At 62.4% G+C, this 13,209-nt stretch carries 10 protein-coding genes and 2 pseudogenes; 11 read left to right on the top strand and 1 reads right to left on the bottom strand.

Annotated elements, in window-relative coordinates; genetic code table 11:
• Positions 1–93 precede the first annotated feature (93 nt).
• From PW947_RS14655 to PW947_RS14695, 9 genes and pseudogenes are all read left to right on the top strand, one after another.
• Positions 94–924: a MipA/OmpV family protein gene (locus tag PW947_RS14655; protein ID WP_366146123.1), complete on the top strand. Its 831-nt coding sequence runs from the start codon at positions 94–96 to the stop codon at positions 922–924.
• 125 nt (positions 925–1,049) lie between these two features.
• The gene (katE, locus tag PW947_RS14660; protein ID WP_299633061.1) at positions 1,050–3,167 is read left to right on the top strand and encodes a catalase HPII; all 2,118 of its coding nucleotides are present in this window, start codon (positions 1,050–1,052) and stop codon (positions 3,165–3,167) included.
• Between the two features lie 123 nt (positions 3,168–3,290).
• The gene (locus PW947_RS14665) at positions 3,291–3,938 is read left to right on the top strand and encodes a low affinity iron permease family protein (RefSeq protein ID WP_299633062.1); all 648 of its coding nucleotides are present in this window, start codon (positions 3,291–3,293) and stop codon (positions 3,936–3,938) included.
• 359 nt (positions 3,939–4,297) lie between these two features.
• Positions 4,298–7,925, top strand: a pseudogene (locus tag PW947_RS14670) (response regulator).
• 49 nt (positions 7,926–7,974) lie between these two features.
• Positions 7,975–8,823: a CheR family methyltransferase gene (locus tag PW947_RS14675; protein ID WP_299633063.1), complete on the top strand. Its 849-nt coding sequence runs from the start codon at positions 7,975–7,977 to the stop codon at positions 8,821–8,823.
• 20 nt (positions 8,824–8,843) lie between these two features.
• Positions 8,844–9,476 carry a chemotaxis protein CheB gene (locus PW947_RS14680; protein ID WP_299633064.1) on the top strand — a complete coding sequence of 211 codons (633 nt, stop codon included), beginning with the start codon at positions 8,844–8,846 and terminating at the stop codon, positions 9,474–9,476.
• On the top strand, positions 9,473–10,582 hold the full coding sequence (locus PW947_RS14685) for a hybrid sensor histidine kinase/response regulator (RefSeq protein ID WP_299633065.1): 1,110 nt from the start codon (positions 9,473–9,475) through the stop codon (positions 10,580–10,582). The genes PW947_RS14680 and PW947_RS14685 overlap by 4 nt, the downstream gene beginning before the upstream one ends.
• Before the next feature lie 114 nt (positions 10,583–10,696).
• Positions 10,697–11,233, top strand: a complete 537-nt coding sequence (locus PW947_RS14690) for a carboxymuconolactone decarboxylase family protein (protein WP_299633066.1) — start codon at positions 10,697–10,699, stop codon at positions 11,231–11,233.
• 221 nt (positions 11,234–11,454) lie between these two features.
• Positions 11,455–11,700, top strand: a complete 246-nt coding sequence (locus tag PW947_RS14695; RefSeq protein WP_299633067.1) for a DUF6723 family protein — start codon at positions 11,455–11,457, stop codon at positions 11,698–11,700.
• Positions 11,701–11,727: 27 nt separating this feature from the next.
• Here PW947_RS14695 and PW947_RS14700 read toward each other — a convergent pair whose 3' ends face one another.
• Positions 11,728–11,976 (bottom strand): hypothetical protein, encoded by a 249-nt coding sequence (locus PW947_RS14700; RefSeq protein ID WP_299633068.1) that lies wholly within the window; start codon positions 11,974–11,976, stop codon positions 11,728–11,730.
• Between the two features lie 176 nt (positions 11,977–12,152).
• Here PW947_RS14700 and PW947_RS14705 point away from each other — a divergent pair.
• Positions 12,153–12,338: pseudogene (locus tag PW947_RS14705) on the top strand (hypothetical protein); the annotation flags it as partial.
• A gap of 309 nt (positions 12,339–12,647) precedes the next feature.
• Positions 12,648–13,205, top strand: a complete 558-nt coding sequence (locus PW947_RS14710) for a cupin (protein WP_299633069.1) — start codon at positions 12,648–12,650, stop codon at positions 13,203–13,205.
• Positions 13,206–13,209 lie beyond the last annotated feature (4 nt).

Below are 13,209 nucleotides of genomic sequence, written 5' to 3' on the forward strand. Positions count from 1 at the left end.
TCCGCGGCAGCGGAATCGGAGGTTTGCGTGTCGAACAGGCGTACAACGCGGAGCAACACCCTCCGCCCACAAAAAATCCGCTTTGCAGCCACGCTGCTGACTTTCGCGGCCGTCGGCGGCGTCGTCGGCATGCCGGAACGCGCGCAGGCGCAAACGCCGTCGCCGCTTGGCGAATGGCAATACTCGGTAGGCATTCCGCTGCAAAAAATGTGGGAACCGCAACTTCCCACCTGGCAGGTGCGGGTCGGCGCGGCGGCGACCTTCGGGCCGCGCTACGACGGCGCGGAACGTTACCGGCCGCTCGGCGGCATCAACGTCGACGTGCGCTACAAAGACCTGTTCTTCGTCTCCACGGGCGAGGGCGCAGGCGTCAACTTCGCGCAGGGACCGAACTGGCGCGCGAGTCTGGCCGTCGTCTACGATTTGGGCCGACGCTCGCACGACGATCCGCAGCATCTCGACGGTCTGGTCAATATCAACGCCGCGCCCGCGATCAAGCTGTCCGGCGACTATGTGATCTCGAAGGACTTTCCGCTGGTGTTGCGCGCGGACGTGAAGCGCAGCCTCGGCGGCTCGAACGGCTGGGTCGGCGATCTCGGCGCGTATATGCCGTTGCCCGGCAGCAGCGACAAATTCTTCTGGTTCGCCGGACCGAGCGTGACGCTTGCCGATTCGACCTATATGAACAGCTGGTTCGGCGTGAATCGCAGCGCGCCCGGCGCGTCGAAATATCCGGACTACCACGCGAGCGCGGGCTTCAAGTCGATCAACTTCGGCGTGAGCCTGATCTGGGCGTTCAGGAAACACTGGTTCGCCACCGCCGACGGCGGCGTCGAACAACTGGTCGGCAACGCGGCGCGCAGTCCGATCGTGCAGCGCTCGACCAACGGTGTCGCCGACGTGTCGATCAATTATCAGTTCTAGCCGCTGCGATGTCTCGACGCCACGCATGAGGGCGCGCCCCATGCGTGGGAACAGGCATTGCTGACCTTCCTTGATGAAAAACGCCGAACCCCACCGGCGTCATTCGAACGCAAGGAGCGAGTCAAATGGCAGGTAAAACCAGCAAGCCGCAGTCTGCAAAAGCTGTCGATCATCAGTCACCGGGTCATGACCTGAAATCGAAAGACCTCGAACAGTTCCGCGTCAACCCTGAGGGCGCCGCGTTGCGCACCAACCAGGGCGTCAAGATCTCCGACAACCAGAACTCGTTGCGCGCCGGTCCGCGCGGCCCGTCGTTGCTCGAAGACTTCATCATGCGTGAAAAGATCACGCACTTCGACCATGAGCGCATTCCCGAGCGGATCGTTCATGCGCGCGGCTCGGCCGCGCATGGCGTGTTTCAGGTGTATGAATCGATGGCCGAGTATACGAAGGCGGGCTTTCTGCAGGACCCGTCGGTACAGACGCCGGTGTATGTGCGTTTCTCGACCGTGCAGGGCCCGCGCGGCTCGGCCGATACCGTGCGCGACGTGCGCGGTTTTGCCGTGAAGTTTTACACGCAGGAAGGCAATTACGATCTGGTCGGCAACAACATGCCGGTGTTCTTCATTCAGGACGCGATCAAGTTTCCCGACTTCGTGCACGCCGTGAAAATGGAAGCACCGAATGAAATGCCGACCGGCGGCTCGGCGCACGACACGTTCTGGGATTTCGTGTCGCTGGTGCCGGAATCCGCGCACATGGTGTTGTGGACCATGTCCGATCGCGCCATTCCGCGCAGTCTTCGCACGATGGAAGGCTTCGGGATTCACACGTTCCGCTTCGTCAACGCGGCGGGCAAGGCGCGCTTCGTCAAGTTTCACTGGCGGCCGGTGCTCGGCTCGTATTCGTTGCTGTGGGACGAAGCGCAAAAGCTCGCGGGCAAAGACCCGGATTTCCATCGACGCGATCTGTGGGAATCGATCGAGAGCGGCATGTATCCGGAATTCGAACTCGGCGTGCAACTGATCGAGGAAGAAGACGAGCATGCGTTCGACTTCGATCTGCTCGATCCGACCAAGCTGATTCCGGAAGAGCTCGTGCCCGTGAAGATCATCGGCAAGCTCACGCTGAACCGCAATCCCGACAACTTTTTCGCGGAAACCGAACAGGTGGCGTTCCATCCCGGTCACGTCGTGCCGGGCATCGACTTCACCAACGACCCGTTGTTGCAGGGGCGATTGTTCTCGTACACGGATACGCAGATCAGCCGTCTTGGCGGCCCGAATTTCCATGAAATTCCGATCAACCGTCCGGTCGCGCCGTTTCACAATAACCAGCGCGACGCGATGCATCGTCAGGCGATCAATGTCGGCCAGGCTTCGTACGAGCCGAATTCGGTGAGCGGCGGCTGGCCGGCGGAAACCGATCCGGCGCCGTCGGACGGTGGTTTCGAGAGCTATCAGGAGCGCGTGGACGGCACCAAGATTCGCGTGCGCAGCGACTCGTTCGCCGATCACTTCTCGCAAGCGGCGCTGTTCTATCAGAGCATGTCCGATGTCGAAAAGGCGCATATCGCCGCCGCGTATCAGTTCGAACTCGGCAAGGTGACGAAGCCGGAAATTCGCGCGCGCGTGGTCAACGAGATTCTCGCCCACTTCGCGCCGGATCTGGCGGCAACCGTCGCGCAAGGGCTCGGTTTGCCCGCGCCGAAAAAGGCGACGCCGCCCAAGGTCAAGCAGCCGTCGCCGGCGCTGAGTTTGCTGAATCGCGGCAAGCCCGGCATCAAGACGAAGAAGATTGCGTTGCTGGCGGCACCGGGCGCGGACGGCGCGTTGCTGAAGAAGCTCCAGCAGACGCTGAAGGCGCAAGGCGCGGTGCCGATGCTGATCGCGCCGACGCTCGGCGAGATCGACGGCCTCACGCCCGACGCGACGATTGCCGGTTTGCCGTCGATCATGTTCGACGCCGTGATCGTCAGCGACGGCGCGGCCAGCGCGAAGGCGCTGTCGCAATCGGGCGATGCACGCCATTTCGTGCTCGAAGCGTTCAAGCATCTGAAGGCGATCGCCGCATTCGGCGCGGGGCGCGACGTGCTGACGGCGGCACATCTGCCGGACAACGCCGACGGCGTCGAGACCGGCGACGCGTCGAAGATGGACAGCGTGCTGAAGGCGTTTATCGACACGGCGGGTCAGCATCGCGTGTGGTCGCGGGCGGCGTTGGCGGAATCGGTGCCGGCCTGAGCGGCGCGCGCGTCGCCGGCTTCGCCTGGCGCGTGATCGCAGCGTAACAGTCGTTGGAAACGGCGTGCTTCGGCACGCCGTTTGCTATTGCATGGCTACCCCTTCCGTTATGTCAGGACCGCCATGCAGGACCGCCCGACCGCTTCGCCCAGCGACGAACTCGACACCGTTCCCGACACCGTCAGTCCGGCGTATGCGTCCGCGCATCCGCTGACGCGCGCGTTCGACCGTTTTGCCAGCGCGGTGACGCGCTGGGCCGGCTCGCCGCTGTCGTTCACGGTCGCCGTGCTGTCGATCGTCGTGTGGATCGTGACCGGACCGCTCTTTCATTACTCCGACGGCTGGCAACTCGTAATCAACACCGGCACGACGATCGTAACGTTCCTGATGGTATTTCTGATCCAGCAAAGCCAGAACAAGGACAGCATCGCCGTGCATCTGAAACTGAACGAACTGCTCGCCGCGCAGCGCAACGCCAGCAACCGGCTGATCGGAATCGAAGATGCATCGGAAGACGAGTTACGCAAACTCGCGGCCGCGTATCTGCGCATGGCGAGCGCGCCGGACGCCACCGTGCCCAGCGATGGTGACGATGACGGCGCGGTTCAACGCACGGCGTCCCGCACATCGAACGAATCCACCGTTTCAAACGCTGCGGACGCACCTTCAAACGACGCCGGTTCGCCCAAAAAAGACACCGCGAAAGAAGATGCGAGAGTCGCAAACCAGAACGCTGAAGCGATGGCGCGCAAGTGCGACGACCGCGGCTAGCCAGCGGTTTCGGCTGCGATTCAGAGGCCGTGCATTCCGCGCGCTTTTCCGATTTTCACCACACCGGCATTTTCCAGAAGTTGGGAATAAACGTGACGATTTGCTTATGCCGTTTTAATCGCGCGCGATGACGCGTTTGATTCTTCGCACGAACGTGCCGGACTCGCCACAAGACCTGCGCCGGCTGGTTTATGATACGGCGTCGCCCTCGGGAACCCATGCTGGGCGGCAATCCGAAGCTTTTTTGCGATGCGCTGCCGCCGAACGAGTGGCTGGCGCCGTTCGTCCATTGAAACCGAGTCTTAACTCCGGTCGAAAATTCCGATCAGAGATAATTTGAACTGACGAAGACAGAAAAAATGACCGCTCTTTCCGCTGTCGATCAAAACAGTTTTCGCCGCATCATTCGACGCAATATCGCCTTTCCTTTAGGTCTCGGTGTCGTCACCGCGCTGGTATTCGTCGCGCTCATTGCCTATCTGGTGAACACGATGAGTTGGGCCGAGCATTCCGAGCGCGTGATCGGCAACGCGAACGACATGCTGCGTCTGGCTGTGGATCGCGAAACGGCGGTGCGTGGCTTTCTGATTACCGGCGACGAACAGTTTCTGGCGCCGTATTCGCTCGGTCAGCCGAAGTTCGTCACCGAACTCGCCGTGCTTCAGAATCTCGTGGCCGATAACCCGCCGCAAGTGGACAAGCTGAAGGAAATCGGCGCGATCCAGGCGCGGTGGGATGGCTTCGCACAGCAACTGATCGATTTGCGCCGCAGGAATCTCGACTACACGAGCGTCGTGAAAAGCGGTCGCGGCAAGATCGAATTCGACGAGACGCGGCGTCAGTTCGCGGATTTTCTCGACGTCGAACTCGGTTTGCGGCAGCAGCGCGCTGCGGCCGCGCGTCAACTGACCACCATCGTGGTCGCCGTTTTTCTCGCGTTGAGCCTGTCGATCAGCGTGTTTCTCGCGTATCTGGGCCGCCGCGAACTGATGAACCTGTCCAGCACCTACGACGGCGTGTTGCAAAAGCAGACAGAGCAAACCGAAAGCCTTCAGCAGCAGGTCTGGCTGCGCACCGGCCAGCGCCTGCTCGCGGAAAAAGTGATCGGCCAGACCACGCCGGGCCAGGTCGGTCGTTCGATGCTCGATTTCCTCGCCGAATATCTCGGCGTCGCGGTCGCCGCGCTGTATGTGCGCGACCGGCAGAGCGGGCGTTTGCGCCGCATCGCCGCGTACGGTTTCAACCAGGAAAGCGAGCAGGCCGCGCGCACCTTCGACGATGCGCAAAGCCTCGTCGGTCAGGCGGCTGCATCGCGTCGCGCGATTACCCTCGACGACGTTCCCGACGACTACATCAAGGTCGCATCGTCGCTCGGCGATGCGCCGCCCAAACATCTGATCGTGCTGCCGATCGAAAACGACGGCGACGTGAACGGCGTCGTCGAACTGGGCTTCCTGCGTGCCGCCGTCGCGCGCGACACCGAGTTCCTGCAACTGATCGCCGGCGGGATGGGCGACTTCCTCGAAGCCGCCGTCTATCGCGAGCGTCTGCAGGACGCATTGTCCGAGACGCAACAGCTGAACGAGGAATTGCAGGTTCAGCAGGAAGAGTTGCGGGTCTCGAACGAAGGTCTGGAAGAGCGCGGCCGCGTCGCTGATGGACTCGCAGGCGCGGCTTGAAATGCAGCAGGCCGAACTCGAGCAGACCAACGTGCAGCTCGAGGAATATGCGCAACGTCTGGAGCGTCAGAAATCCGATCTGCTGCACGCACAGGACGAACTCGCGGAAAACGCCGCGCGTCTCGAACAGTCGAGCCGCTACAAGTCGGAGTTTCTCGCCAACATGTCGCACGAACTGCGCACGCCGCTGAACAGTTCGCTGATTCTCGCCAAGCTGCTGCAACAGAACCGCAACGGCAATCTGAGCGAAGAACAGGTGCGCTACGCGGAAACCATTCACGCGTCGAATAGCGACCTGCTGGTGCTGATCAACGACATTCTCGATCTGTCGAAGGTCGAGGCGGGGCAGGTGACCGTCGAGCACGAAACGGTGTCGCTCGACGCGACGCTGCAGTCGTTGCAGGAAACGTTCACGCCGATCGCCGGATCGAAACATCTGAAGCTGGCGTTCGAACGCGCGCCGGGCACGCCCGACACGATCATCACCGACGGCCAGCGCACCGTGCAGATTCTGCGCAACCTGTTGTCGAACGCGGTGAAGTTCACGCAGCGCGGCGAGGTTTCGCTGACCGTGTCGCCGGCCGAAGCGGGGATGCTGCGTTTCGATGTTCGCGATTCGGGCATCGGCATCGCGCCGGACAAGCTCGACATGATTTTCGAGGCGTTCCAGCAGGCCGACGGTTCCACCAGCCGTCAATACGGCGGCAGCGGCCTCGGTTTGTCGATTTCGCGCGAATTCGCGCGACTGCTCGGCGGCCGGATCGGCCTGGCGAGCGAACTCGGCAAGGGCAGCGTGTTTTCGCTGTGGTTGCCGCTCGATAGTTCGCTAGCGGCCAACGGCGAACAGGGCGCGCCACGCGGCGCGCCGTTGCAGGGGGTGTCGGCGTCGCTCGCGTCGGCCGGTGCGTTGCGCGCTGCGCTGACGCCGATGCCCGGCGCGGTGCCGGCTTCGGCTGAAGACGTGCCGTTGCTGCGGCCGGCGGGCGGCGCGGTCGCGCCTCACATCGCCGCTCAAGCGGTGTTGCCGGGCAATGGACAGGGTGCGGCGCAGTTCGATGAACCGGCGGGCGCGAGCGGAGCGACCGAGTCCGGCTGGCACGTCGATGACGACCGCGGCAATCGCGTGCACGGCAGCCGGCTGATTCTCGCGATCGAGGACGACCGCGCGTTCGCCGAAATCCTGCGCGAGCTGACGCACGAACTCGACTTCGACTTCATCCACGCCACCGACGCCACCACCGGCGTCGCGCTGGTGCGCGACATGCGCCCGGCGGCGGTGCTGCTCGACGTCGGTTTGCCGGACCGTTCCGGGTTGACCGTGCTCGAATGGCTGAAGAACGACCCGCTGACGCGTCACATCCCGATCCATATCGTGTCGGCCACCGACCACGCCGACAAGGCGCTGCATCTCGGCGCGATCGGCTACACGCTGAAACCGGCGGCGCGCACCACGCTCGAAGAGTCGATCCGCCGCCTGGAAGCGCGTCTCGAACAGCGTCTGAAGCGCGTGCTGGTGATCGAGGACGACTCGCCGATGCGCGAAAGCATTCGTGCGCTGCTGCAAACCGATAACACCGAGATCGTCGCCGTGGCGACGCTCGCGGCCGCGCTCGATCAGTTGTCGCAAGGCAGCTTCGACTGCGTCGTCACCGATCTCGCGTTGCCCGACGGCACCGGCTACGATCTGCTCGAAAAACTCGCCACCGAACGCGCGCATCTCGCACTGCCGGTGATCGTCTACACCGGCCGGATGCTGTCGAACGACGAGGAGCACCGTCTGCGCCGTTATTCGAAATCGATCATCATCAAGGGCGCGAAATCGCCGGAGCGGCTGCTCGACGAAGTGACGCTGTTCCTGCACAGCGTCGAGTCGTCGCTGGCGCCGGAACAGCAACGGATGCTGCGCACGGTGCGTCAGCGCGACAACGCGTTCGAAGGCCGCACGATCCTGCTGGCCGAAGACGACGTGCGCAATATTTTCGCGCTGTCGCACGTGATCGAGCCGCTCGGCGCGAAGCTGCTGATTGCGCGCAACGGCCGCGAAGCGCTGGATATCCTGGAGCAGACCCCGGACGTCCATCTGATCCTGATGGACATCATGATGCCGGAGATGGACGGCTTGACGGCAATGGGCGAGATTCGCCGCAACGCGCGTTACGGTCATTTGCCGATCATCGCGCTGACCGCGAAAGCGATGGCGAACGACCGTCTGCGCTGCCTCGAAGCGGGCGCGGACGATTACATTTCGAAGCCGATCGACGTGGACAAGCTGGTGTCGCTGTGCCGTGTCTGGTTGCGTCAACGGTGATGCAACGTTGACGTCAACGCCCATCAACCGCCACGAGGAACCGATCACGATGACGCGCCCCGGACCCGACGCGCCGCCGCAGCGGATGAACGACACGGATATCGAGCTGAAGCTGCTGCTCGAAGCGATCTATCTGAAGTACCAGCACGATTTCCGGCACTATTCGATGTCGTCGCTGCGACGCAGGTTATTGCAGTCGCTCGACGAATTCGGCTTGCAGTCGCTGTCGCAACTGCAAGACCGGATCATGCACCACGGCGAAGATTTTTCGCGGTTGTTCCAGTATCTGACCGTTCAGGTCAGCGAGATGTTTCGCGACCCGTCATACTTCCTCGCGTTGCGCGAACATGTGTTGCCGCTGCTGCGCACGTACCCGTCGATCAAGGTGTGGGTTGCGGGATGCAGCACCGGCGAAGAACTCTGGTCGCTGAAGATTCTGTTCGACGAGGAAGGCCTCACCGACCGCACGATGTTCTATGCAACGGACATCAATCCGGATGCGTTGGCGCGCGCCGAATCGGGTATCTATGCGCTGGATCGGGTGGCCGGTTTTACGCAAAATTATCTGGCCGCTGGTGGTAAGCGTTCGCTGTCCGACTACTATCATGCAGCGTATGGCGGCGCGCGTTTTTCCGGGTCGCTGAAGGAGCGCGTGGTGTTCGCGGATCATAGTCTGTCCACAGATGAAGTATTCCTCGAAGCGCATCTCGTGTCGTGCCGCAACGTGCTGATCTATTTCGACCGGGCGTTGCAGGATCGCGCGTTGGGCCTGTTCGAAAACGCGCTGGTGCGACGTGGTTTTCTCGGTCTCGGCAGCAAGGAAACCCTGCGTTTTTCGAATCATTACGAAGCGTTCGACGAGTTTCGCCCGCGCGAACGCATTTACCAGAAGCGCTAGCGCGAGAGCCCGGAATCGCCATGTCAAACTTCACGTCCCCACCACGCATGCCTGCCGCGACGGCCGGCGCGCGCGCGTTCGACGCGGTCGTGATCGGCGGCTCGGCGGGCGGCGTCGAGGTGCTCAACGAGCTGATCGCGGCGTTGCCCGCGCAGTTCGCGCCGGCTGTCGTGATCGTCACGCATATGCCGCCCGATTCGCCGAGCTATCTGGTGCAAACCTTCGGTTATCGCAGTGCGTTGCCGGTGGTCGAGCCGGACGCAGGCGAACGTATCGAAGGCGGGCGCGTGCATGTCGCGCCGCCGGGCTATCACATGCTGGTCGAAAGCGACCGGACGGTCGCGTTGTCGATCGAAGCGGCGGTGCGTTTTTCGCGGCCGTCGATCGATGTCCTGTTCGAATCCGCCGCGTGGGTCTATCGCGAGCGATTACTGGCTATCCTGTTGTCCGGTGCCAACGACGACGGTGCGCTCGGGCTCGAAACGGTGCGCTCGCAAGGCGGCGTCGCCTGGGTGCAGTCGCCCGAGACCGCGAGTTCGCCGGAAATGCCGTCGGCCGCGATTGCACGCGGCGCGGTGGACGAAGTGCTTTCCCCCAAAACTATGGCCCGGCGGCTTGCCAGCTTGCCGGGCATCACTGATTCGATGCCATGACGACTTCTCCTGTCAACATTCTGATCGTCGACGACATCGCGCATAACATCACCGCGTTGCAGGCCTTGCTGGCCCGTCCCGAAGTCAATCTGCTGGTCGCGGATTCCGGCACCGCCGCGCTCGATCTGCTGCTCAAACACGAAGTGGCGCTCGCGATTCTCGACGTCAACATGCCCGGCATGAATGGCTTCGAACTGGCCGCGCTGATGCGCGGCAGCCCGCGCACGTCGCACGTGCCGATCATCTTTCTGACTGCAACCGCACAGGATGCATCGCGCACGTTTCGCGGCTATGAAGCCGGTGCGGTGGACTTTCTGTACAAGCCGTTCGATCCGCGCATCCTGCAATCGAAGGTAGACGTGTTCGTGCAACTCGAACAGCAGAAGCGTCAGCTCGCCGCGCAACTCGTGACCACGCAGCAGATGCTCGCCGCGAACGAAATGCTGATGGCGGTGCTGAGCCACGACTTGCGCACGCCGCTAGGTGCGGTGCTTGCATCCGCCGAATATCTGATGCGCGCGGGTAGCACCGATCAAACGCCGGTGGTCGCAACGCGGATCAAGAACAGCTCGCTGCGAATGGCGCGAATGGTCGATCAACTGCTGAATCTGGCGCGGCTGCAAGGTGGTCGTTTGCAGTTGCAACCGCGTACCGTCGATCTTGCATCGCTGTGTAAATCGGTGATCGACGAGTTCGCGAACCGTGACGGCGGCGAGCGGATCGCGTTCAGTTGCGACGGCGATGGCTACGGCGCATGGGATGCGGATCTGTTGTGGCAAGCCATTTCGAACCTGATCAACAACGCGTTGCTGCATGGCGAATCGAGCGGCGCGATTCGCGTGCACGTCGATGCGCGCGAATGCGAGACCCTGAAGCTGACGGTATCCAATCGCGGCACGATTCCCGCCGATGTGTTTCCGCATCTGTTCAAGGCGTTCGGATCGAGCGGCGCGGGCGCGCGTTCGCGTGAAGGCCTGGGACTCGGACTGCATATCGTTCAGGAGATCGTCCAGATGCATGGCGGCGAAGTCGCCGTACATTCGGACGATACCGACGGCACCGTGTTTACGATCGATCTTCCTCGCAAGGTGCGTTCGGCGCGATGAGCCGATCGCGCATGTTTGTGAGCCTCTCCGGCATTCATTGACGTGGACTGAATCCCTAAACTGACTCCCATGCCATACGACATGGCAACGTGTACAACCTCACAGGAGTCGATCATGTCCCGTCTTTCCCAAATCCAGCCTGAAGCCGCAACCGGTGTGACCGCCGATCTGTTCGCGAAGATCAGAAAGGCCATTGGCAAGGTGCCGAACGCGTACGCGACCATCGGCACGCACAGCCCGGAAGCGTTGGGCGCGATGCTCGCCGTCGACGCGGTCGTGTCGAGCGGAAGTCTGTCGAAGGCCGAAATCGAAACCATCAAGCTCGCGGTCAGCGAAGTGGCCGGCTGTGATTACTGTGTCGCCGCACATACGCTGGCAGGCAAATTCGTGGGCTTTTCCGCGGAGACGATGCAGCAGATCCGGTCCGGCGAGCCGACCGGCGACGCAAAGCGCGACGCGCTGGTGCGCTTCGTCCGGGCATTGACCGGCACGCGTGGCACGCTGCCCGCAGCCGAACTCGGCGCATTGCGCGAAGCCGGTTACGACGAACATCAGGTGGTCGAAATCAGTCTCGCCATCACGTCGATCACGTTCACGAACCTGGTGAACCGGATCAACGACACGACGCTAGATTTTCCGGCCGTGAAGTAACGGCGAGCGACGGCTACTGTTGCGCACGTGCTTCGTTGCGCTGGTTTGTTCAGAGGGCGTGTGGTTGCAGTCGCAACCAATGCGAAAAACGCATGCGAAGTTTTCATGCGTAAGTCAGTAGCCTTTCATTCCGGGTACAGGGATTGCGCGGATACGTGAAAGCCGCGTCGCGAAAGCCTCGCGGCGACATGCAATCACGTAATCCACCGGGAAGAAATAACATGGCGCGACACAAGGCCGTCGAATCCGACGACGACTTCGAAATCTACGCGAGCTACCACGGCACAGGTGACGGCAGATACGTGGGCGGGTTGAAGGTCGTCAGAAAGGCGGACCGGCGCGTGCTGTTTCCGTTCGATGGCGCGCCGGAGATCGGACCGTACGTCACCGCCGACGAAGCGCGTCGCGCGGCCATCGACTACGGTCGTGAAATCATCGCGGCAGATCGCGCCGCACCGGAAAAATAGTGCGGCGCGTGTCGCCGTAATCGGGCATCACGGCATGCCGCCGAGCGAGGGCGTGATCGCACTGCCGCCCGTACCGCCTCGATTGGGATCGTCGGGTTGTTCGTCGGGCATGGTGGGACGCACGGACACGGGCGGATGCTGCTGGTAGCACGCTTCCACGGATGCGTCGGCGATACAGCCTTCAAATGCATCTGCATCGGCGGACTGCGCAAACGAATACAAGCTGCGTTCGACCTGGACTTCGGTGTCGGACACGCGGATCGTCGTCAGGGGCATGGTCTTCTCCTTTTCTATTCCCGTTTCGCGCAATGCGTGTGCCAGAAAAACGGCAGCCGGTCCGCGTGTTCGATGCGGTCCGCTTGTTGCTCGGAATCTTCGTGCGCATCGTTGCGCTTCGAACGGAGAATGTCATGACGCAAGATCCACGCAAATCATCCGAACCGACCCAGCCCGAAAAGGATACGAATCCGCCGCGCTCGAACGAACGCCCGCATCAAACGGCCGAAGTGCCGCTTGGATCGGGCGGGCATCCCGAGCCGCCCGGTGGTGGGGGCCGCCCGTCGCCGCGCGTGTCGCAGACGCGGACCAGCGAGCATCCCGTCACGCCCGACGGCGAGTCGCACGCGAGACGCCGGTAAACCGCCGCATCCGGGCGCCGAAACCTCGTCTGGTGCAACGGCACGCGCCGGTAACGCCAAACGCTCGCAACACTCCGCTCGCGCAAACGCATTGAAAAAGATGCGTATCGCGGTGCAGAGTTTGCGCGCGCCGCTTGGTACACGTCTGGCACACGCATGCGATTCACGCATGCCAGCATGTCTGCATTCCGTAAACGCATCCAATCCCCGTGACGTCTGCGCGCCGCAGCTGCCGAGAATTGCTGCTCATGGAAAACACCAGGAGCGGTTTATGCGTGCTCGCTGGTTTTACGCATTGCGGAGCGCAACATGTACGACGATTCGCGGCACACGCTGAAGGCGGACGACGGCCACACGGGCGAGGTTGAGATATTCAAACTGGAAGCGCGCGGTTGGGTCCCGAACAACCGGAAATTGCCGGTCGTCGTTTATCGACGCGCATTGGTGGCCGCGCCCAACGGTAATCTCGCCGATGCATTCGAAGCGGTGTTCGAACGCAATGCGTGGCCGCCGCAATGGCGCGACGGCATTTTCGACTATCACCATTTCCATTCGACCGCGCATGAAGTGCTCGGCGTGGCGTCTTCGAGCGCCGAAGTAATCGTTGGCGGTCCGGGTGGACGCGTGTTGAACCTCGAAGCCGGCGACGTGTTGCTGCTACCGGCGGGCACCGGTCATTGCCTGCAATCGTTCGCACGCAAATTCCAGGTGGTCGGCGCGTACCCGGGCGGACAGCAATGGGACATTCGCCGCGATGCGCTGACGCCTGACGAGCGCGAGCGCATGGAGTCCTTGCCGTTTCCCGCCAGCGATCCGGTGTACGGCGCACGCGGACCGGTCATCGAGACGTGGGTCGGCGCGCGTTGAACGG

Origin of the sequence: Paraburkholderia sp. (assembly GCF_028283785.1) — a bacterium.
GTDB lineage: Bacteria > Pseudomonadota > Gammaproteobacteria > Burkholderiales > Burkholderiaceae > Paraburkholderia.

Coding starts and splice junctions, on each gene's coding strand:
- PW947_RS14665 (WP_299633062.1), top strand. CDS start 3,291: ATGCAGGACCGCCCGACCGCTTCGCCCAGCGACGAACTCGACACCGTT.
- PW947_RS14685 (WP_299633065.1), top strand. CDS start 9,473: ATGACGACTTCTCCTGTCAACATTCTGATCGTCGACGACATCGCGCAT.
- PW947_RS14675 (WP_299633063.1), top strand. CDS start 7,975: ATGACGCGCCCCGGACCCGACGCGCCGCCGCAGCGGATGAACGACACG.
- PW947_RS14680 (WP_299633064.1), top strand. CDS start 8,844: ATGTCAAACTTCACGTCCCCACCACGCATGCCTGCCGCGACGGCCGGC.
- PW947_RS14700 (WP_299633068.1), bottom strand. CDS start 11,976: ATGCCCCTGACGACGATCCGCGTGTCCGACACCGAAGTCCAGGTCGAA.
- katE (WP_299633061.1), top strand. CDS start 1,050: ATGGCAGGTAAAACCAGCAAGCCGCAGTCTGCAAAAGCTGTCGATCAT.
- PW947_RS14690 (WP_299633066.1), top strand. CDS start 10,697: ATGTCCCGTCTTTCCCAAATCCAGCCTGAAGCCGCAACCGGTGTGACC.
- PW947_RS14695 (WP_299633067.1), top strand. CDS start 11,455: ATGGCGCGACACAAGGCCGTCGAATCCGACGACGACTTCGAAATCTAC.
- PW947_RS14710 (WP_299633069.1), top strand. CDS start 12,648: ATGTACGACGATTCGCGGCACACGCTGAAGGCGGACGACGGCCACACG.